General features: G+C 59.1%; 16 protein-coding genes and 1 tRNA gene. 9 read left to right on the top strand and 8 right to left on the bottom strand.

The window, feature by feature from the left end; translation table 11 throughout:
• Positions 1–138: 138 nt before the first annotated feature.
• A complete protein-coding gene (locus BR24_RS15635) occupies positions 139–3,840 on the bottom strand; it encodes a pyruvate carboxylase (RefSeq protein WP_496542409.1) in 3,702 nt (1,233 codons plus the stop codon).
• 79 nt (positions 3,841–3,919) lie between these two features.
• Positions 3,920–4,828, bottom strand: coding sequence for a biotin--[acetyl-CoA-carboxylase] ligase (locus BR24_RS15630; protein WP_496542408.1), 909 nt, complete (start codon positions 4,826–4,828; stop codon positions 3,920–3,922).
• Positions 4,829–4,854: 26 nt separating this feature from the next.
• Between BR24_RS15630 and BR24_RS15625 the strand changes: the two genes are divergently transcribed.
• Complete coding sequence (locus tag BR24_RS15625) at positions 4,855–5,973, top strand: tRNA nucleotidyltransferase/poly(A) polymerase-related protein (RefSeq protein ID WP_496542407.1); 1,119 nt, start codon at positions 4,855–4,857, stop codon at positions 5,971–5,973.
• 85 nt (positions 5,974–6,058) lie between these two features.
• On the top strand, positions 6,059–6,973 hold the full coding sequence (locus BR24_RS15620; protein ID WP_496542406.1) for an exopolyphosphatase: 915 nt from the start codon (positions 6,059–6,061) through the stop codon (positions 6,971–6,973).
• 28 nt (positions 6,974–7,001) lie between these two features.
• Here the strand turns inward: BR24_RS15620 and BR24_RS15615 are convergent, their stop codons facing one another.
• Positions 7,002–7,763, bottom strand: coding sequence for a hypothetical protein (locus tag BR24_RS15615; protein ID WP_496542405.1), 762 nt, complete (start codon positions 7,761–7,763; stop codon positions 7,002–7,004).
• 208 nt (positions 7,764–7,971) lie between these two features.
• Between BR24_RS15615 and sucD the strand changes: the two genes are divergently transcribed.
• Both sucD and BR24_RS15605 read left to right on the top strand, forming a co-directional pair.
• A complete protein-coding gene (gene sucD / locus BR24_RS15610) occupies positions 7,972–10,050 on the top strand; it encodes a succinate--CoA ligase subunit alpha (RefSeq protein ID WP_496542404.1) in 2,079 nt (692 codons plus the stop codon).
• Positions 10,051–11,145 carry a glycosyltransferase family 4 protein gene (locus BR24_RS15605; protein WP_496542403.1) on the top strand — a complete coding sequence of 365 codons (1,095 nt, stop codon included), beginning with the start codon at positions 10,051–10,053 and terminating at the stop codon, positions 11,143–11,145.
• 76 nt (positions 11,146–11,221) lie between these two features.
• Here the strand turns inward: BR24_RS15605 and BR24_RS15600 are convergent, their stop codons facing one another.
• Positions 11,222–11,965, bottom strand: a complete 744-nt coding sequence (locus BR24_RS15600) for a Smr/MutS family protein (RefSeq protein WP_496542402.1) — start codon at positions 11,963–11,965, stop codon at positions 11,222–11,224.
• Between the two features lie 189 nt (positions 11,966–12,154).
• Here BR24_RS15600 and BR24_RS15595 point away from each other — a divergent pair, with 189 nt between their 5' ends.
• The 3 genes from BR24_RS15595 (at position 12,155) to BR24_RS15585 (ending at position 14,876) form a co-directional block, all read left to right on the top strand.
• Positions 12,155–12,913, top strand: a complete 759-nt coding sequence (locus BR24_RS15595) for an ABC transporter ATP-binding protein (RefSeq protein WP_496542401.1) — start codon at positions 12,155–12,157, stop codon at positions 12,911–12,913.
• An 18-nt stretch (positions 12,914–12,931) separates the two neighbouring features.
• Positions 12,932–14,095: a SufB/SufD family protein gene (locus BR24_RS15590; RefSeq protein WP_496542400.1), complete on the top strand. Its 1,164-nt coding sequence runs from the start codon at positions 12,932–12,934 to the stop codon at positions 14,093–14,095.
• Positions 14,096–14,420: 325 nt separating this feature from the next.
• Positions 14,421–14,876 (top strand): metal-dependent hydrolase, encoded by a 456-nt coding sequence (locus BR24_RS15585; RefSeq protein ID WP_496542399.1) that lies wholly within the window; start codon positions 14,421–14,423, stop codon positions 14,874–14,876.
• A 92-nt stretch (positions 14,877–14,968) separates the two neighbouring features.
• On the opposite strand, the gene BR24_RS15580 is transcribed toward BR24_RS15585, so the two are convergent.
• Positions 14,969–15,484, bottom strand: a complete 516-nt coding sequence (locus BR24_RS15580) for a chemotaxis protein CheW (RefSeq protein ID WP_496542398.1) — start codon at positions 15,482–15,484, stop codon at positions 14,969–14,971.
• A gap of 86 nt (positions 15,485–15,570) precedes the next feature.
• The gene (locus BR24_RS15575; protein ID WP_496542397.1) at positions 15,571–17,577 is read right to left on the bottom strand and encodes a HAMP domain-containing methyl-accepting chemotaxis protein; all 2,007 of its coding nucleotides are present in this window, start codon (positions 17,575–17,577) and stop codon (positions 15,571–15,573) included.
• A 186-nt stretch (positions 17,578–17,763) separates the two neighbouring features.
• Between BR24_RS15575 and BR24_RS15570 the strand changes: the two genes are divergently transcribed.
• A tRNA-Pro gene (locus BR24_RS15570) sits at positions 17,764–17,840 on the top strand.
• 143 nt (positions 17,841–17,983) lie between these two features.
• Here BR24_RS15570 and BR24_RS15565 read toward each other — a convergent pair.
• Positions 17,984–18,979, bottom strand: coding sequence for an aldo/keto reductase (locus tag BR24_RS15565; RefSeq protein WP_496542396.1), 996 nt, complete (start codon positions 18,977–18,979; stop codon positions 17,984–17,986).
• A gap of 258 nt (positions 18,980–19,237) precedes the next feature.
• On the opposite strand from BR24_RS15565, the gene BR24_RS15560 reads away from it, so the two are divergent.
• A complete protein-coding gene (locus BR24_RS15560) occupies positions 19,238–19,870 on the top strand; it encodes a nitroreductase family protein (protein WP_496542395.1) in 633 nt (210 codons plus the stop codon).
• A 113-nt stretch (positions 19,871–19,983) separates the two neighbouring features.
• Here BR24_RS15560 and BR24_RS15555 read toward each other — a convergent pair whose 3' ends face one another.
• Complete coding sequence (locus tag BR24_RS15555) at positions 19,984–21,696, bottom strand: methyl-accepting chemotaxis protein (RefSeq protein ID WP_496542394.1); 1,713 nt, start codon at positions 21,694–21,696, stop codon at positions 19,984–19,986.
• Between the last annotated feature and the right edge of the window lie 27 nt (positions 21,697–21,723).

Genomic DNA, 21,723 nt, shown 5'->3' with positions numbered 1-21,723 from the left:
TCATACCATGTAATTGAAGGGTTACGAAACGCACAAATCGTAAATCAGCTCAGAATATATGCCTACAAGCTGCAGGCACGTTCCGTCAATAATTCCCGCAGGAAAAATCACACGGCGCGTGCCTGCAGCAATGCATAGCTACAATTTCTGTCCGCAGGAGGGGCAGAACCTGCAGTCGGCGATGGGAACCGCTTCCTTGCAGGTGGGACAATTGTCCGCGGGCGGTCCGAGCTCCACGAGCAGTTCGCCTTCCACTACGGGGACCATTTTTCTGTCTTCCTCGTAGTTTGCGGCCTTAAGAACGCGCTTCACCACGCCGTCGACAGGCGCGTAAACCGACTTCTCCTGCTTCATGACGGAGATGTTGAAGATCTCCTCCCCTGCCTTGACCGCATCGCCCGGTCTCACGTGCATGACCCACAGGTCGCCGTTGCACGGGGAGCCGATGTGATTTTCGTTGCCGGCCTCGGCCATCTCAATGGCATCCTTGTCGGAGCCGACAGGTTCGGCGATCTTGACCTGATGGCTGACGTTCTCGGAGTCGAGCATGTAGCGCACGAGGCACATGCCGTTCTCGTCAGGCTCGGGGATGTCGATGATGCGCATCATGTGAGGCTTCTTGCAGTCGCCCTGGAAGTGCAGCACCTCACCCTTTTCCAGCCCTTCGAACCAGACGTCCAGAGGCAGGTTGTTGATATTGCCGTACTTCTCGCAGAAGTCGATGGTATTGATCGCATCGCCCGGGTGGTTCAGGTACATCACGAACTCTTCGGGAGACGGGAACCGGCCCAGACGCTCCTGAAGCGTGGCCTCTTCGGCCTTCACGTCCAGATCGGGCAGGGTCTTGAGCGGCGAATCCTCGGTACGACTGTTGAGCGCCTTTTCCCAGTTCTTGCCGAACGCGGACTGGTAGACCCAATCCGGCGGAAAGCCCAGCGGCAGCTTGCCGTAACGGCCAAGCAGCAGCTGACGGAAGGCATCGTTGGAATCACGGTACAGGTCGAGTCGCGCATCGCGCTCGTGGTACGTGAGTTCCTCTTCATCGCAGAGGTTCACGATGTCCAGAATGTTCAGCAGCCTACGCACTTCCACCTCGCCGCCGCGCTTGAACGCGCCGGTGACGGCCAGGAATGCGGTGTTCCAGGTGATCTGCGAGCCCGGAGTCACATCGTGATACCGCACGATCTTGCGGGTTCCTTCAAGGAACTTGAGCATATACGGCAGCAGCTTGATGTACCCCTGCTTCATGGCCCCCTCCTGCGAGGAGGAAGTCGCGCCGCCGGGCATTCCGTGGCGGACCACATCGTGGTCGATGCCCTGGAAGTAGGGAGCCGTGTACTTGTCATAGTACGGCATGACCTGTTTGAGCACGAAGTTGCAGGTGCGGATCGCGTCCTTGTCCAAGTGCGTCTTGAGGCCGATTTCGTCCTCGATGTAGCTCGCGGTGGAGAGGACTTCGCCCTGCCCGTACCAGCGCACGGAGGAGCCGATGGCCACGTCCACGATATGCGCACCGGCATCTGCCGCGGCACCCGTGCTGGGTACGAACAGACCATCGGTATAATGGCGGTGGGAGTGCAGGACCAGCTCGGGGTACTTCTTGCGAATCGTGCCGATGAGCTCGCGCATGAAACGCGGCGGGCAGACGCCTGCCATGTCCTTGAGGCCGAGGATGATCATCTTTTCGGCCTGCTTCTTGGAAACACCGGCCACATCGGCGCACATGCTGATGATTTCATCCGTCACCGTCAGATAGCGGTCCACGCTGAAACCCTTGGCCCACGACAGGGATATGGCGGGCTCGAAGATGGCGGTGTCGGAAGACAGAGCCACCTCGGCGAACGGCCGCATATTCTCGACATGGTTAAGGAAGTCGAAGCAGCGGATGACGTCGTAATGCTCGTTGATCATCTCGCCGGTCATCCGCATCACGTTCTTTGGCTGCGGCTTGTAACCGAGCACGTTGGTGGAGCGAATGAGGATCTGCTTGAGCGTGTCCGGAGCGAACTGATTCCACTTGCGCCCTTCGGTGAAGGGATAGGTCATGTTCGCAAGCATGGCCACATGAAAGTGCGCGCCGCCGCCGTTCTCCAACGAGAAGAAGCCGCATTTGTCGAGGTACGGTCCCACCAGCTTGTCCTCGGCCAGCCGGAAGCGGTTGCCTGAGTTGGACTGCGTGATGTCGCGGGTGGTGGTATCCGTCATGTGCACGATGCCCGCGGCGCGGTCTTCGCGCAGGCGGTCGAGAATTGTGTCGCGCCGCATGCCGCGCTTGAAGCGGGCTTCGAAGCCGGTCGTGGGGAGGTCCGGCAGGACCGGATCGAAACGCCCGAGGCGCTTGTCCTCGCGGCCACGGTACTCGCCCAGCTTGACATAAGGATTATAGCCCTTGGCGGAAATCTCGGCCACGAGGCGCGAGAGCCGCAGGGAGTCCGGTTCGCGATCGGAGTAGTCCATCAGCTCCGCGCGGTTTTGGCGCACGAAGTTGGTATCGTAGTCTCCGGCGATGAACCCGGGGTGCTTGGTAATCTTGCGGTGGAACGGGATGGTGGTCTTCACGCCGCTGATCATGTACTCGCGCAGCGCGCGTTGAGTCAGCTTGACGACCTTGTTCCAGGACCTGCCGTACGTGATCAGCAGCGAGGCCGCGGAATCGTAGCGAGACGGGAAGCGGTACCCGTCGCAGATGCATGAGTCGATTCGCACGCCCTGCCCGCCGGGAGACACGTAGCGGGAGATGCGGCCCGCATTGGGGGCGAAGTCCTTCTGCGGATCCTCGCAGTTGATGCGGCACTGCATGGCCCACTGGAACGGCTTGGCGTTCTCCTCGTTGAGGCGCAGCTGCGAACCGAAGGAGACGGCGATCTGCTCTTCTACAAGGTCTATGCCGTAACGGCACTCGGTGATGCCGTGCTCCACCTGCAGGCGGGTGTTGACCTCGATGAGGTACGGCGTGCCCTTCTGGTCCACGAGAAACTCGACCGTGGCGAGGGAGTGATACCCCACTGCGGAAACGAGCCTTCTGGAGTATTCCTTCAGCTTTTCGCGAAGCTTTTCGTTGTACACCGGCCACGGGGACGGGGTGATTTCAACGAGCTTCTGGTGATTGCGCTGCACGGAGCAATCGCGCTCATCAAAGGCGAACACGTTGCCGAACTGGTCCGAAATGACCTGAATTTCGATGTGCCGGATGGAGGTCAGGAGCTTTTCCACATACAGGCGCGGGTTGCCGAACGAGGCCTGCGCAAGCGCAGACGCCTTGGAGAACGCACTCTCGAGCTGCGACTCCTCGTAGACCTCGTAGATGCCGCGGCCACCGCCGCCGCCCTCGGCCTTGAGCATGATGGGAAAGCCAATCTCCTTGGCGAGCTCGCGCGCCTCCGGGATGGAGACCGCCCCTTCGGACCCCGGAACCACCGGCACGCCGACCTCCTGGGCCAGCTTGCGCACCGCGACCTTGTTGCCGAGGGTGCGCATGGGTTCCTGTTCGGGACCGATGAAGATGATGCCCGCTTCCTTGCAGCGTTTGGGAAAACTGTCGTCCTCGGCGCCGAATCCCCAACCGGGATGGATGGCCACGATGTCACGCGCTTTCGCCTCTCGGATGATCCTGTCTAGGTCAAGATAGGCGCGGGGATCGGGCCCCAGCAGCATGAGTTCGTTGGCGCCGGATGTGGCGGGAGAAGTCTTGTCGACGTCTGTTGCGGTCATGACCGCGACCGCGTCGAACACTTCCGAGATGGAGCGGCAGATTCTGCGGGCCGGGATTCCCCGGTTCGCCACCAGTATCCGCTTGCCCCGGACCTCTTCGAGTACCTGCTCAAAGGATTTGGGCTGCATGCTTTCTCTACTCTCCTTCCTGAGACCGTGCACGCCCGGGGAGCACCCGGACTTTCCGCTCTTCGGAATCGGTGGCGGACTACACCGGCGAGACAGACCCGGAGCGAACGACGGACTCCACGCCGTTCCGGGTCAACATCAACCCGCCGTCGGGATTCAGACCGACGATGCGGCCCTCCGCGGCGGGTTGTTCCCCCTCCCGGACAAGAACCTCACGTCCCATCCAGGCTAAACGACTCTCTGCAAGAGAGAGAAATTCGCGGGGAGAAAAATCGTAGATCAGGCTTTCATATATATTTTTCGCCCGATTTACAAGGAGTGCCAACAGCTCCGGCACGGAAGGCGCCCCTCCCGGAGCCAGCAGGACCCCGGCGGCACAGGCCGCGTCGCGCCGCATCTGCGCATCTTCGGGCCGCGAACGCAGATTGACGCCGATCCCGGCCAGAAGCGCACCAAGGCGGTCTTCCAGCAGTATCCCGGCAACCTTGCGCCCTTTCTGCAAAATATCGTTGGGCCATTTAAGCTCCAATTCGACGCCAAACTCTTCGAGCGCGCGAATCACGCACCAGCCGAGCACCACGGACTGCAACCCGGAATCCGCACGACCCCACTCTCCCCCGGGGGAATCGGGCCAACGCAGGGTCAGGTACAGGTTACCCTGCGGCGAAAGCCACTCGCGCCGCATCTGTCCACGGCCGCTTTGCTGGATGAGACAGGCCACGCCGCCCCACTCGGGGAGCAGGCCAAGCCTGAGCAATTCCGCGCCCACATCCATGGTTGACCCACACTCACCGCAGACATACAGCGGCGCGGGAAGGTCGGAAGGCACGACGCCGAATGCCAGTCCGGCCTCGCAAAGCTGTGTGGAATCATCCGCACTTGCGCGCAGATCATCCCAGCCGTCCCCTGTCTCGTCCGGCGAGCGGGGAAACGGTTTCGCAAGATCGTTCAACCCTTCGGAAAAGAGGTAAATTCCCTGTGGAAGCATGGACCGGTTTCTGTTAGCTTTTCGCAATGCGCATTTTTCTCAGCGGCGGTGCCGTCAGAGACCTTCTACTAGGCAGAGAGGCCACCGACAAGGACTATCTTGTTTTCGATGCCGAACCGGATGAATTCTTGGACGCTTTTCCCCGCGCGCAGCGAGTCGGCAAGACGTTTCCGGTCTTCATGCTCGACGGGTCAGAATACGTTTTCCCGCGCGCCCTGCCGCTGAAAGAGGACCTTCGCCTGCGCGACCTTACGATAAACGCCATGCTGCTTGGGCCGGACGGCGAACTCGTATGCCATGACAAGGCTCTCGATGACATCTCCAACCGGGTCTTGAGGCCCGCTTCGGATCGCAGCATGAGAGACGACCCATTAAGAGTTCTCCGCTGCGCCCGGTTCTCGGCGCAGTTGCCCGAATTCACAGTGCTGCCGGAGCTTCTCGACGCCATGCGCGCCTGCGCCGAGGACGGCCTTCTCAGCGCCCCCGCTCCGGATCGCGTGGCAAGGGAAGTGGAAAAAGCCATGAGCGCACCACGTCCGGGGAATTTCCTGCGGACTCTGGCGAAAGCCGACTGTCTGGTGCCGTGGTTCAGCGAGTTCGCTCATGCGGCGTCCATTCCGGCAGGGCCTCCGAGACACCACGACAGCAGCGTCCTGGAACACACCTGCCGCGTCATGGACGAGTGCGCCGGGCGATGGCCCGGAGACGCCCTTACGACATGGATGGCGCTCTGTCACGACATCGGCAAGCCCTCCACTCCCCCGGAGGAACTGCCGAAACACATCGGCCATGAAGCCCGGGGGGCAACCGCCGCAAGGGAACTGGCCCTGCGAAACAGGATGCCCAACCGTTTCCTTCACGCCGGGGTCACCGCCGCCTCCCAACACATGAAGGCCGCTGGATACCTTGAAATGCGCCCTGTCAAACAGGTGGACCTCATCATGCTCGGACGCAAAAACGCCTGCCTGCGAGAACTCTTTCGGCTCGTGCTCGCCGACAGCGGCATCGACCTGCGTGAGAGGGTGCACGAAGACACCAAGACGATTCTCAACGTAAAGCTCCCGGCCGAGTTGCAGAACCTGGGGGAAGAGTCCGGAAAGCGTCTGCGAGAGATGCGAGCCGCAAAAATCACGCGAGCGCTTTGACACGGATTTCTCTGGGGGCTATTCTTTACCGAACTCCGCCCCGCGCGAACATGCCGGTTCGGCAACCGCATCAAGGAGGGATCCCATGCGTCTCGTCACCCGCTCGGACTTCGACGGTCTCGCCTGCGCAGTGCTCCTGAAACAGGCCGGCGTCATAGACGACTATCTTTTCACCCACCCCAAGGACCTCCAGGACGGCAAGGTACCCGTCACCAGCAACGACGTGCTCGCCAACGTCCCCTACGTGCCCGGTTGCGGCATGTGGTTCGATCACCACAGCAGCGAGCAGGAACGGCTTTCGGCGGAGCTTCGCTACGAGGGGGATTCGCGTCCGCTGCCGAGCTGTGCGCGGGTCATCTGGGAATATTACGGCAAGGAAACCTTCTCCCACACCCTGATTCCCATGATCGACGCAGTGGACAAGGTGGACAGCGCGGACCTGAGCGCCCGCGATATTACCGACCCGCAGGGCTGGATTCTACTGGGTTACATCATGGACCCGAGAACGGGACTGGGCCGCTATCGCGACTACCGCATAAGCAACTACCAGCTCATGCTGGACATGATCGAATACTGCGGCTCCATGACCGATGACGAGATCCTCGACCTGCCCGACGTACGCGAACGCGTGCAGCGCTACAAGGCGCATGAAAAGCCTTTTCAGGACATGCTGTTCCAGAACGCAACCGCACACCGCAACCTCGTGGTGGTGGACCTGCGCAATCAGGAGCCGATATACTGCGGCAACCGGTTCGTAATCTATACGCTGTTCCCGCAGTGCAACGTCAGCGCACGCATCATCTGGGGATTCCGCAAACAGAACGTGGTCTTCACGGTCGGCCACAGCATTCTCAACCGGACCAGTAAAACCGATGTCGGCAGCCTCATGCTGCGGCACGGAGGGGGCGGGCACAGAGCCGTGGGCACCTGTCAGGTTCCCGAAGATCGCGTGCAGGAGACGCTGGCGGACATTATCAGTCAGGTGAACAGCGACGGCTGACCCGTGGAAGGCAACACCACCGCCTGAGTCAGAGGTTTTCCATGAGCGCCCTGATCTCGTCCTTCCGGCGTGGATACACGGCGCTACAGAATTCGGTGATGTCCTTCTCTACTTTCGCCGGGTGAGGCAGGTCCTGAATCTCCAGCAGGCCGAAGCTGTCGAAGTCGAAGGGCCTGAACCGCAGCTGGTCATCAATGCCGCAACCTTCCTCAGGGACACAGGGATCAACCAGCTTCTCCTTGGATACGTGCTCGGAGTCCATGCTCCTGATGTAGCGAAGCGCCTCGCTCGGAGCCATGTCCTTGTTGATGTGCTCCACCTGATCGTTGACGTATTCCGTCATGGCCTTCAGGCGCAGGTAATGCAGGGTCAGACGCTTGCGGCCCTGTTTGTCGGAGTAGTACCGACCGTTGATATATTCATCCACCTCTGCCTGCAGTTCGCCGTAAGCCCGTCGCACGCACTTGGTCCAGCGCCCCTTGAGCGTGAATGCGAACGGCACCTTCTCCAAAACCGGCTCAGGCGGGCTGGAGTCGAACGGCGGAACGCACGACGGAAGAATATCCAGCGCAATGTAGAACTCCCGGACGATTTCCTCCTCAAGAAGAAGATGGTGCAGGCGACCGGCCGCGGCCAGAACGCGCTTTTCCATTTCCTTGAGTTCGCCGACCCACTGGTCGATGACCTCGATCATCCTTTCGAGATCCTTGCGCGCCCCGAAATAGTGCTCGGCCATCTCCGAGACCACGTCCCGCTGCAGGTTGTCGGCAAATTCCTTCATGCTGCTCACGTGATCACTCCTCTGTTTAGGGCATGGTTCCAGACAGCTCATTCCACACCCTTCAGTCCCTCGGGTCAACCATTTCACCCAAATCGACACCCTCTCCGACGATAATTCGGCTGATCACCCAGTCAATCCGAACATTTCCGTTGAAAAAACATGGCAAAGCACCTAATGTTTCGCGGAAAATCACTTAAATCTCGCACGGGGACGCCACATGCTGTTGAACGAGCACCAAAGCAAGCTGCTGTTTGAGGAGGCGGGGATTCCGGTCCCGCAGGGTATCGCCATCACTCCTTCCGAAGCCGAAGGCAAACGACCCCGTTTTTCGATGCCCTGGTTTCTCAAGGCTCAGGTCCTTGCCGGAGGACGGGGCAAGGCCGGGGGCATCCTTCGCGTGGATGACGAAAAGGAATTCACCGCTACGGCCAACAGGATTTTCGACCTGACCATCAAGGGCGATCACGTACCGCTCATCCGCGTGGAGCCCGCCGCCGACATACAAAAAGAGTTCTACCTCTCCTTCGCCGTCTCCCGGGAGCGACGTTGCCTGCTGCTCACGGTGGGAAGGCAGGGAGGCGTCGACATAGAGCAACTCGGCGAAGACAACCTTCTTGTTCAGGAAATACAGCTGCCAGGCGGCCCGCGTCCCAACCAGATGCGAGCCGCCTTTTTCCATCTCGGGCTGGAGCGCGAGTCATTCAAGGAATTCTCCCGCCTGTTGCACATGCTCTATCGCGCCGTATTGGATTACGGGCTACTGCTTGCGGAGATCAATCCGTTGGTCATCACGCGAGGGGGAGACTTCGTCGCCCTCGACGGCAAGGTCAAGATGGACGACAACTTCGTGGACCTTCACGCCGAGATGGAGAAATACTACCAGCCCGAGCACGTCTCGGAAGAGGAGAATCGCGCCCGTGAGGCCGGACTGTCGTTCGTCAAGCTGCCGGGCTGGGTCGGCCTCATGGTCAACGGCGCGGGGCTGGCCATGGCCACCATGGACCTGCTGAACTTTTCCTCGCTGCCCGCCTCGAACTTCCTCGACCTCGGCGGCGGGGCGGATCAGAAGCGCATGGAAATCGCCATGGACCTGCTTTTCGGCGACGACGCAGTGGAAGCGATCTTCATCAACCTCTTCGGGGGCATTCTGTCCTGCGAAAAAGTCGCACTGGCCCTCAAAGGCGCACTGGGCGGCAAACCACCGCAGAAACCGGTGGTGGCGCGCATGTCAGGCAAGGACTCCGAGAGCGCGCTGGAAATTCTGCGTTCCCTTGACGCTGAAGGGCTGCACATCGCGACAAACATGGCAGAAGCCATGCAGGCCCTCAGGAGCCTCAAGTCGGAAGGAAGATCAACCGTCGAATACCCCGAGCCCGTGGGTGGCCAAGGACGCGCCCTGACCAACGACCAAGGGTATGTCTCAGAATGCTTCTTCGATATTGACGCGGGCACCCCGGTCCTCGTACAAGGCATCACCGGCCGCGAAGGCCAGCTGCACACCCGGCTCATGCAGGAGTACGGCGTCAATGTGGTGGCGGGCGTGACCCCGTTCAAGGGCGGTCAGGAAGTGCTCGGCGTTCCCGTCTACGACTCGGTGGCCGAGGCCCTGCGACATCACGAGGTACACGCTTCGATCATTTTCGTACCGCCCGCCATGGCGGCGGACGCGGTCATGGAGGCAGGCTTCAACCACATTCCGTGGGCTGTCTGCATCACCGAGGGCATCACCCAGCATCAAATGATGGAGGCCTTCGACGCGATTCGGGAGACCCCCACGCGCGTCATCGGACCGAACACGCCCGGCATTATCGTGCCCGGACAGGTCAAGATCGGCATTATGCCCGTGAAGCCCTTCACACCGGGTCCGGTGGCCATCCTGTCCCGCTCGGGCACGCTGACCTACGAAGCCGCCCAGCGGCTCACGGACGCGGGCATGGGCCAGTCGCTGGGCATCGGCATAGGCGGCGACCCCTTCATCGGCACGGATTTCGCGGACATCTTCGAGATGCTGCGCAACCATGCGCCCACGGAAGCTGTGCTCGTCCTTGGCGAGATCGGCGGACAGGCCGAAGAGGAGCTGGCGCGCTACGTCAGGGACACGGGCTTTGACAAGCCAGTGATATCCTTCATCGCCGGGCAGACCGCTCCCCCGGGCAAGCGGCTCGGACACGCCGGGGCCATCCTCGACAGGAAGGGCGGCATCGGCGGCAAGATTCAAACAATGCTCGACGCGGGCTTCTACGTATGCCGCAGCCTGCGCGAAATACCGGAAATGACCAGAAAGGCGCTTTCATAGATGCGAGAGAAAAGCATCTGCTTCTTCAACGGCAACAAGCCGTGGGGCGGCGGAGAAAAATGGAATCACGAATACGCCAGACTGTTGCGCGAAAAGGGCTACCGTGTGTGCGCCGTCTGCAACGCCCCGAGCGAGCTAGGCGACCGACTGGAGCAGGAGCGCGACATTGAGGTGCTGCGCATGGGACTCGGGAACCTCAGCTTCCTGAATCCGGTAACGCGGGAAAAGCTCAAGCGATTCTTTAAGAAGAACCGTGTCGACACCGTGTTCACCGCACTGCCTTCCGACCTGAAGACCGGTGGAATAGCTGCACGAAGCGCCGGAGTGCGCGAGGTCATCTTTCGTCGCGGCATCGCCCTGCCGACGCGAAACACTGCCCTGAATCGGTACCTATTTCGACACGTTATCACCAAGCTCATCTGCAATTCGGAGGAAACGAGGCGTCAGGTGCTCTCTGCAAACCCGGACCTCATTCCTCGCGAACGGACCCATATCCTTTATAACGGCTTCGACGTGGCCGCGTTCGACGCACAGCCCGACGAGCCGCTGGTGGAACGAAAAGGCGATGAAATCATCATCGGCAACGCGGCACGGCTCACCGCGCAGAAGGGACAGGCCCTGCTCATAGAGGCTGCGGCAAAGCTCAGGGAGCGCGGCAGAAACATCCGGGTTCTCATAGCCGGAACCGGCGAACTGGAAGATGAACTCAAGGCAAAAGCCAGAGAGTACGGAGTGGCGGATGTGGTGGAATTCCTCGGATTCACCGATGACATCAAAGGATTCAACCGCTCCCTCGATATTTTCGCCCTCCCTTCCCTTTGGGAAGGGTTCGGCTACGCCATGGTGGAAGCCATGACCGCCCGGCTTCCGGTGGTGGCTTTCAACGCCAATTCCATGCCCGAGGTGGTTTCGGACGGGGAAACCGGATTGCTCGCAACGCCCGGAAACGCGACATCGCTGGCCGACAAGCTGGACACCCTCATCGCAGACGCCTCCCTGAGAAAAGAGCTCGGAGAGGCCGGACGGCAACGAGTCATCGAAAGATTCGAGCTAAACAAGACTTTCGAGCAATTCGAACGGATTCTCGACGCATAAGGCCAAACTGTTTCTCACAAAAAACGGGCCGGATTCCATATGGAATCCGGCCCGCTTTTCGTGAGTGGCCGCAGTATCAGAAATCCCAGTTCATCTGTTTATCCCACTGAACCTTGCCCTTGAGCTTCTTCTGCTTGCGCAGCAGCACGTACATGGCGCCGCCCCCGCCATCGCGGGGCAGAGCCGTACAGAAGGCCAGTACGATGCGCCGCAGCGGCTCGCGGGTGAGCCAGCCCAGAGCCTCCTGCTTGATGATGCTCATGCCGCCAGGCGAGTTGCGCCCTCTCCCGGTGACGATGAGCACGCATCGCTTGCCCTGGAGGTAGCTTTCGCGAACGAAGAACAGCAGTGAGTCGTATGCCTGCTCAGAATTCATCCCGTGCAGGTCCAGATGTGCCTCGCGACTGAGGGTTCCGGCCTTGAGCTGCTGAAATATCTTGCTGTCCAGCCCGCGCACATAGCCGTGCATGTATTCCTCGGTGTTCTCGAGCTCAAACTCGATGTTGCCCTTGAGAAAGTCGTCCAGCGCCTGCTTTTCGGGGTCCTTGGCAACGGGCTTGCTCACCTGCTGCTTGGCGGGCGCAACCTCGCGGCCCTTGCCTTCAAGGGTGTCCACGCCCTGCATGGCGTTGAAGAACAGGTCGGCCTCGTCCGGCTGCTGTTCTTCCTCGATAACCTCGGTCTCCTCGGCATAGTTCTTCTGCCGCTTTTTCCTGCCCTTTTCCAGCAGTTCGGAAGCATAATCCTTGGGCTTTTCCGGCTCTATCTTCAACTTGCCGAGTTCATCGAGCGAACCGACGCGTTTTTTCTTCTTTCCCATGAGTCTGGCTCCTGTTCACTTGTAGCCCGGCATCACCGGACGCGTAGTGTTTACCGCATTCGCCTGCCGGTCGCAAACGCTCTCCCTTCCGAGCGGCTGATCAAAGATATTTCACACTGGACTTAACAGGCCGGCTCAAGTATGCCACCCTTTGCGTAAGCCGCAAGGTATGAAAACGAGGAAACCCCAATGCTCAAGATAGAAGATCTTCACGTAAATATCGGCGACAAAGAGGTTCTCAAGGGTCTCAACCTGGAGATTCAGGAAGGCGAGACCTTCATCCTGTTCGGGCCCAACGGCTCGGGCAAGACCTCCCTGCTCATGACCCTCATGGGCTTTGCCGGATACACCGTCACCAAAGGCAAAATCACCTTCAGGGGCGAGGACATCACCCACGCCCCCACCTACGAACGCGCCCGCCTCGGCGTCGGCATGTCCTTCCAGCGTCCGCCGACCATTCACGGTCTGCGCACGCGCCATCTGGTGCAGATGTGCGGACAGGGCGACGAGGTGGACGTGGAAACCCTTTCCAGGAAAGTCAACTTCGAGCAGTTCCTGGACCGCGACATCAACGCCGGCTTCTCCGGTGGCGAAATCAAGCGCTCCGAACTGCTGCAGCTGATGGCCCAGCGCCCCAGCCTCGTGCTTTTCGACGAACCCGAGTCCGGCGTGGACCTCGAAAACATGCAGCTCATCGGCAAGGTCTGCCGCCAGCTGTTGGACGGACGCATTGACGCGCGCCCCGACCAGTCGCTGAAGGAGATCAAGGAACAGTCGAAGACCTCCGGTCTGATCATCACCCACACCGGCTACATCCTCGACTACGTCAACGCGGACCGCGGACAGGTGCTTTACAACGGACACCTCTGCTGCGAGGCGCGCCCCCGCGACATTCTGGAGCACATCCGCACCTACGGATATCAGGAATGCGTCCGCTGCCTCAAATAAGCCGGAACGGAGACGACCATGAGCGATAAATTCAAACTTACCGACTACAAGTTCAAGGGCTATGACCGCGAGAAGATCGACGATCTCGGCACGCTCGACGCGCAGGACAAGGAAACGCTGATCATGTCCGGCGTGGACGTGGACGACGCCAACAGGAGCGGCTCGTTCCTCCAGATGGACCACTCCAACGTCCACTGCAAGTCCACCGACCCCGGTGTCGAGATTCTCGACATCAAGGACGCCATCGAGAAATACGACGGCCTGCCGGAATACCGCTGGCAGCTGGTGGACAAGGACAAGGACGAATACACCCGCAACACCTATGAGAACACCCACGGCGGATACTTCATCCGCACCAAGCCGGGTGCCAAGGTCGAGAAGCCGGTGCAGTCCTGTCTCTTCCTCAAGGCCGATCAGGTCGGCCAGAATGTCCACAACATCGTCGTGGTCGAGGAAAACTCGGAACTGCACATCATCACCGGCTGCTCCGTAGCCCACGACACCACCAGCGGCGCACATTTCGGCATCTCCGAGTTTTACGTGAAGAAAGGCGGAAAGCTCACCTTCACCATGGTGCACAACTGGGGAAGCAACGTGGCCGTTCGGCCCCGCTCCGCCGGCGTTGTCGAAGAAGGCGGCGTGCTGCTGAACAACTACATCCTCATGAAGCCGGTGAAAGACCTGCAGATGTACCCCAGCATAACCCTCAAGGGCGAGGGAGCGCGCGCACGCTTCAACTCCGTGGTCGTGGCCCCCGAAGGCTCACACCTCGACATGGGCAACCGCGTGGTCATGGACGCCCCCGACACTCGCTGCGAAATCATCGCACGCACCATCTCCACCGGCGGCACCATCATCAACCGCGGCCACATCGGCGCCAACCACGTGCCCTCCAGAGGCCACCTCGAATGTCAGGGCCTCATCCTCGGGGAAGGGCGCATCTGGGCCATCCCCGAACTCGACGGCACCCTCGAAGGCGTGGAACTCTCCCACGAGGCCTCGGTCGGCAAGATTGCTCAGGAAGAAATCGAATACCTCATGGCCAGAGGCCTTGACGAAGACGAAGCCACCTCCACCATCGTGCGCGGTTTCCTCAACACCGATGTCATGGGCCTGCCCGAGAAGCTCCAGAAGGAAGTCGACAGACAGATTGACGAACTTCAAAAGCACGGCGCCATGTAGCTGCCTACAAGAATATGTATAAAAGGGGCTCCCTGATGGGAGTCCCTTTTTTTTTGGGCCTCCGGCGGCCGAGGGGAAGGGGGAAACCTCTTGCCAAAGAGGTTTCCCCCTTCCCCTCGGACTCCCCATCCCCCTTCCAGAATCTTTTGGCGGCGCTTCGCGCGGGTGGATGGTAGGTGGGTGTGCAGGATAAACGGCGGGGGTGAACTTATGCTTCCAGGGGTTATTTGATATGAAGAGAGGTTGAAGAAAAGTGGAAGGCTATATTTCAAGTGGTTGAAGTACAAGCTTGCGGTGGCACCCGCTTACGGCTAATCTGCCGCGCATGCCCGGATACAAAGGACATCTCGCCGGAGGAATCTTCGTGGGCGGCATGTGCGCCACCGGGGCCGTCATGTTCGGCCTGCTGCACATGAACCCGCTGCTGATCGCCGGACTCATGGGCTTTTGCCTCATGGGGGCCCTCTTCCCCGATACCGACACAGAATCGAAAGGGCAGAACCTGTTCTACCTGATCTTTGCAGCAGTGGACCTTGGCCTGATCCTGAAGAAATACTACATCTGGGCCTCGTGGCTGGGCTTTCTGGCTATGCTGCCTCCCATCGGGTCACATAGAGGCTGGACCCACACCTGGTGGGCCATGCTCGTCGTCCCGCTCCCAATTATCCTCATTCCTGTACTGCTCTTCGATCCAACCGATATCACGCCATTCCTGCAGTTCTACACCGCATTCACGGTCGGATACTTCTCGCACCTGCTGCTGGACGGAGAATTCCGGTAGAGGGCGATCATCCGATCGTCACGTGGAAGACACTAGAAAGCCCCTTTCCCTGACAGGGAAAGGGGCTTGATTTGTCGCATTGCCAAAACCGCCTAGGCGGCTTCTTCCTGATCGTCCGACTTCTCGCCTGCCATTTCACGGGCCATGGCGAGCTCTTCGGCGCTGAATATCTTGTTGATATCCAGAATGATGATGAACTGGCCGTCCTGACGTCCCATCCCCTTGATGTACTCTGCGTTCACCGCAGCACCCATCTTCGGAGCGGGCTCGATGGTGTCAGGAGCCATTTCAAAAACTTCGCGCACAGAATCCACGAGAGCTCCCATAACGGTCAGCTCGCCGTCGAACTCTATTTCTACAATGATTATACAGGTGTCGACAGTGTCTTCACCCTGCGACATGCCCATTTTCTGGCGCATGTCCACTACCGGAACTGCATGACCGCGAAGATTTATAACGCCTCTCATGAATACGGGCGTACGCGGAATCTTGGTGATGGAGGTCAGCTCAAGGACCTCGCGAACAGTACCAATATCAAGGGCAAAGATCTCCTTGCCCAACGTAAACGTCAGGAATTGATTGATATCCTTGAGCACTTCGTCGTTCATTTGACCCCTCCGTCGCTTGGCTTTGGGATGGTTCCACAAAAGCTATGAACTCTAGATACCATCCGCTTCACATTGAGTCCACCCTGTTAGAATCTCTCAAAGTCGGTATTGTCATCCAGCTGTAATGAAACCCCGCTACCGGGTTCGGAAGACTTCGGGACGGCACTGTTCGCTGGACGGGATGCCTTTCCGTTTGCCCTCGAATCACCCTTTTGAACGCTACCTGATGCCAGCGCCCTTTGCGCTTTTCGACCGCTGCCGGAGCCCGCTTCCCCAACGCGGAAAAAGGACATGGCCTGCTGAAGCATCTGTCCCTGTCCAGCCAGTTCCTCACTGGTCGAAGCCATTTCCTCCGAGCCGGAAGCGTTCTGCTGAATGACCGTGTCCAGTTGCTGGATTGCGTCATTAATCTGCTGGGCTCCCGAGCTTTGTTCGGCGCTGGCGGAAGCTATCTCCTGCACCAACTCCGCAGTCTTTCTGATATTGGGCACGAGCTCCTCGAGCATCCGCCCGGCACTTTCGGCAACATCGACGCTTTCGGTCGACAGCTCGCCTATCTCACCGGCCGCCTGACCGCTTCGCTCCGCCAGCTTCCTTACCTCGGCGGCCACGACGGCAAAACCCTTCCCATGCTCACCGGCCCGGGCGGCCTCAATGGCGGCGTTGAGCGCCAGCAGGTTGGTCTGCCGCGCGATCTCCTCAATGATGGATATCTTCTCCGCAATGTTGCGCATGGCTTCGACGGTTTTTCCGACCGCTTCACCGCTATCCTGTGCATTTCTCGCAGCTTCGTTCGCGATGCTTTCCGTCTGCTGAGCGTTATCGGCGTTCTGCTTGATGTTGCTGCCCATCTGCTCCATTGAGGACGATATCTGCTCAATCGAGGAAGCCTGTTCGGTGGCTCCTTGCGAGAGAGTCTGAGAGGCCGCGGAAAGTTCTTCGCTGCCTGATGCCACGTTGTCCGTAGCCGTCCGCACATCACCCACAACATTTCGCAGTTTGCGCACCATCCTGTTGAGCGCACCGGCCAGCACACCGATCTCGTCCTTCTGGTCGATGTCGAGATGGCTGGTGAAGTCCCCTTCCGCCATGGCACCGGCGAAACGCACGCCCTGACTGATCGGCCGGGTAATGGACCGGGTCAGGAACACGGCGGCGAGGATACCGAGGACAAACGCCAGGGCCGTTCCGGACAGCATCATGATATTGGCGTTTTCCATGTCGTCCTGCATCAACTGCTTCTGCTGGGCTCTCGCTTCGGTGCATATCCGCTGCGCCTCGCGTGCCAGCGAGATCATGCGCTCCTCCATTCGCCCCTGCTCGGCGGTAAGCTCCACAAAGGTGTTGAATGCTTCCTGATAGTCGGTCAGAGAGGTATAGACTTCATCAACCATGGCACGCGCCTCGGGCGTCACAGCCTGAGTCCGCAAATCTTCGGCCACGGCCAGAAGGCCGTCCACCGCGGCAAGGTTGTCGTCCAGATACTTACGCTCCCCGGAAATGATGAATTCTTTTTCATTTTTCCGCGCCTCAAGGAACCACTCGATCATCCGGTCCGCGTCATCAGCCCTAGTCCTCGCCTCATCGGCTGCGGCACCGGAAGTCACGCCGCCGGCCAGAATTCGATCAAGAGCCTTCTGCTGCCGGGCCCGGAAGCTGTCCGTACTGGAAAGGGCGTCGCGGGCATTGGCACGCATTCGCTGCATCGCCTTGTCCTTCCTCTCGGCCAGAGCAACGAACCTCTGGAACGCTTCGCGATATTTCTCGCCTCCTGCCTGAACGCGGGAAATCTGTTGCCTATGCTCCTGCACATTCAGCTTGTCCGTGGTTTCGGCCGTCTGCCGCATGATTTCTTTGAGGATGGTCTCATGCTTTTCGAGCGCTTCCGTGCCGCCTCTGAGCATGTAATTCTTTTCCTGTACTCGTGCCTGCAGGATGTATCGAACCAGACGGTTTGCATCGTCGGCCTTTTCAACCCGGCTCTGCACATTCGAGAGCCCGGTGTACCCTATGACCGCCACCACACCGGCAAGGATGAGCACCAGGGCGAATCCCAGCGCCAGTTTGATTCCCAGTTTCAGGTTCTTGAACATATGCCCTCCGCGCAATTTTTAGAATCTCCACTACTTCCAACGTTACGCCCCCTGTTCTTAGCAATTAATTATATTTTCGATATTTACCGCACGAGCCTCCAGCCCTCATAAAAACGGGAAAAGTTAAAAAAACTTTCAAAAACAGTTGACATCTGCGGCGTGTACACATAGATAGACAACCCGCGTCGGGATGTAGCGCAGTCTGGGAGCGCACTTGAATGGGGTTCAAGGGGTCGGAGGTTCAAATCCTCTCATCCCGACCAGAAAAAAGACCACCCCAAAAGGGATCGGAGAAATCCGGTCCCTTTGTCTTTTCATAAGGGAGACTCACACGGAGTTTCATGCAAAAGAGCCGCCCGCAATATTGCGGGCGGCTCTTTTGCTTCATTGCTTCCGCGTCTGCCTGCTACTTCTGCAGCCCCGTCGGCGGCGCCATGAACTCAGGGCCGACCGGAGCTTCCACGCATTCGTTGAGGATGGACTGCACTTCGGACAGCACCGCGCCGTCCATGGACCAATCAATGATGTCGTCGATGGGGTCCATCTGGCTCGGTTTGCGCCCACCCCAGATACATATGGGGACGCCCTTTTCAAAAATCCAGCGGACCGCAAAGGCAAGAATTGATTTGTCGAATTTGGATTCGGAAAGTTCCTGCAACTTGTCCACGGCCTTCAGATACTGGCTGAAGCGCGGCTCGCTGAACTTCGGGTCCACCTTGCGCAGGTCGTCACCTTCAAAACCGGTATCGCTACTCATCTTGCCGGTGAGCAGGCCGCGACAAAGCGCACCGTACGTCATGAGCGAGATGTCGTTTCGCTCGCAGTACGGTTTGATGTCCGCGTCGACGCCCTGCTCGAAGATGTTGTAAGGCGGCTGACACAGATGCAACGGACATTCCTTGCGAAACTCCTCCATCTGATCCGGCGTATAATTACTGACGCCCACGGCTTTGATCACGCCCTGCTCGAAGAGTTCGTACATCGCCGACGCGGTTTCTGAGATGGGCCGCGTGGGGTCGGGCCAGTGCACATAGTAGATGTCGATGGAGTCGGTCTGCAACCGCTTCAGGGACTGCTCCACCTCGTACATGATCCTGTCACGGGAGCCGTTGCGGTAAACCCTATGATCCTCGGTCCAGTCAAGGCAGACCTTGGTGGAGAGGTAGACCTTTTCCGCTCCGGAGTACTCCTTCAACGCCTTGCCGACGATCTCCTCCGAGGTTCCGAAGCCGTAGACCGGGGCCGTGTCCACGAGATTCACGCCCTTACTCAGGGCGGCGTGGACGGTCTCGATGGACTGCCTCTCATCGGTTCCGCCCCACATCCAGCCTCCGATGGCCCAGCTTCCCAGTGCAATTCGGGACACTTCCAGATCGGTTCCGGGTATGTTGTGATACAGCATTGAAAACCTCTCTTCTTTGGTTTTTTCCGAATCCACTAGCATACAGGCAGGCTCATATCTGTCAACCGGGTGGATTCGTTACGGCAGATAAATCGAAATGCAGGTCACGATGCAAATGCTCCGGTGACAATAACCCCGCCATGGTGATATGGTGCAACTTGCGTCTGGATTCTTGTAGGCGGAAAGCCATGCTCACAGTGTCCCCCGCATGGTCATAACATCTGAATGCAAACCATTTCCGAATATGGAGGGAAGGTCATGGATTTCGAGGCGATTCTTAAAAACAGGCGAGCCATCAACCATTTCGACCCGGGAAAAGACGTCGACGATGCGACGCTGAAAACCATCCTGGAGCAGGCGGTCAAGGCACCTTCGAGCTACAATCTGCAACCGTGGAAAGTGATCGTGTTCCGCGATCCCGAAAAGAAGGCATCGCTCAGGAAGCTGGCGTTCGACCAGCCCAAGGTCACGGAGGCGCCGGTCATCCTTATGTTCCTCGCGGACAGGAGCGGCTGGCGGCCTGACAACCAGACCATGCGCAGCGTGTTCGAGGACAACGTCAAATCCGGAAAGATGACTTCAGACCAGCGCGAATGGTTCGCCGGCGTGACACAGGCCCTCTACGGGCGCGACGACGAGGCCATGCAGGCGTTTGCCAACAAGAATACCGGACTCTTCGCCATGTCAGTAATGTACACGGCGAGCCACTACGGCCTGCATACCCACCCCATGGACGGGTTCGACCACGACGGCGTCAGGAAGGAATTCGACATTCCCGAGATATACTGGATTCCCATGCTCATGGCCGTCGGCCACCTCAAGCAAGGCATCACCATCCACCCGAAAGCGTGGCGCCAGAGCTACGAGGACATGGTTCTGAGGACTTACTGAGCATTAGCCATGACCACGAAAATCCGCGCCTCCCTTTTGAAAGGGGGGCGCGGATTTATCAATCATGATTCGCCTGCCGAAACAATCAGCGTGCTGACGAGGACTTCTTCAAGCTAGAAGCGCTCGAACTCCTCGTCGCCGCCCATATCCAGTTCCTTGCCGCCGGCGGGCAGACTGCCTTTGACATCCTGCTTCTTTGTTTTCTTCTCACGCCGCTGAGGGGTGCCAGTCCTCCCTGAATCCTTTGAGGAAACGACCGTAGAGCCGGTCTTTCCGAGCTTGAAGAAACCGACGGTCCGCTGCAGCTGCTCGGATTGAGCAGAGAGGGTTTCGGAGGTGGAGGCAACCTCTTCGGAAACCGACGCGTTCTGCTGCACTACCGTATCGAGTCCCTGCAGGGCGCTGCTGATCTCAGAAGCTCCGGTCTCCTGCTCCGTCGTGGCGCTTGATATCTGCTGCATGAGTTCGGAAGTCTGCTGGATGTCCGGGACCATCTTGGCGAGCATGCCACCTGCCTCTTCAGCCACCTTCATGCTGCTGGCAGAGAGCTCACTGATCTCTCCGGCCGCCTCGCCGCTCCGTTCGGCCAGTTTTCTGACCTCGGCGGCAACCACCGCGAATCCCTTGCCGTGCTCGCCAGCGCGGGCCGCCTCGATGGCGGCATTGAGCGCCAGCAGGTTGGTCTGCCTCGCAATTTCTTCCACTATACTGATCTTTTCGGCAATCTCGCGCATGGACGTCACGGTCTCGGAGACCGCCTTTCCGCCCTTTTCGGCGTCCTGAGCCGCCTGTCTGGACCTGGACTCGGTCTGCTTTGCGTTCTCGGCGTTCTGAGAGATGTTGGCTGTCATCTGTTCCATGCTGGATGAGACTTCCTGCACGGAAGCAGCCTGCTCCGTCGCCCCCTGAGCAAGGCTCTGAGAGGCAGAGGAAAGCTCCTGACCTCCGGAAGCGACGCTGTCGCTGCCCTGCTGCACGTTGTATACTACATCGCGGAGCCTTCCGAGCATGTTGTCCAGCGCACGGGAGAGCTGCCCCAGTTCATCACGGCAATCATCGTCCAGCGAAACCGTCAGGTCGCCCTCGGAGATGATCTCGGCGGTCTCCACGCAGCGCGAGAGCGGCTTGGTGATTGTGGAGGCGATGAACAGCGCCATGGGTATTATGAATATTGCAAGCAAAGCCAGCACGCCAATGCCGATCCACAACACCATGCTGTCGGTAAAACTCTCGAATTCATTCTGGATGGCAGCGCTGCGCTTGTCGATGTCGTCAACATAAATGCCAGTGGCGACCCAGAAGTCGGTGCCGGGGATCATCTCGGCATAAGCAAGTTTCGGAGAAGGTTCATCCTCACCTGGCTTGAAGAACCAATAAGTGACGAAACCGCCTCCGTCCCGCGCCTTCGAGACCAGCTCCCTGATATACTCGTTTCCTTTCTTGTCCCTGTTCCCCATGCGGTTCTGCCCCTGATACTTGGGCCGCAAGGGATGAGCCACATTCACGCCGGATGTGTCATAGGCGAAGTAATAGCCGTTCTCACCGAACCGAATTTCCTTGAGTTCTTCCTGAACAGCAACGTCCAGCGGCTTTCCGATGGCCTTTGCCTGCGACACGGCATCTGCCACCTTGGTGGCCACGGACTGTACAGAGAATTTGAGCGTCCTCTCGTAGCCGCTCATCATGGCCTGACGAGCCTCCTGCGTCCCCTTGGCCGAAAGCTGTTCAAGCCCGTACCAGAAGGCCCCGCAAGCAATGAGTGTTGAGGCCACCAGAAGCCCCAACAGAATAAGGATGCGGACCCTGATGCTTAACTCTCTCCACATATTTCCCCCTCAGTTTTTGAAAAATGT

The sequence above is a fragment of the Pseudodesulfovibrio halophilus DSM 5663 genome (genome assembly GCF_059568665.1).
Note: the sequence above shows the minus strand (reverse complement) of the source record. Positions and strands in the feature narration are given on the sequence as shown.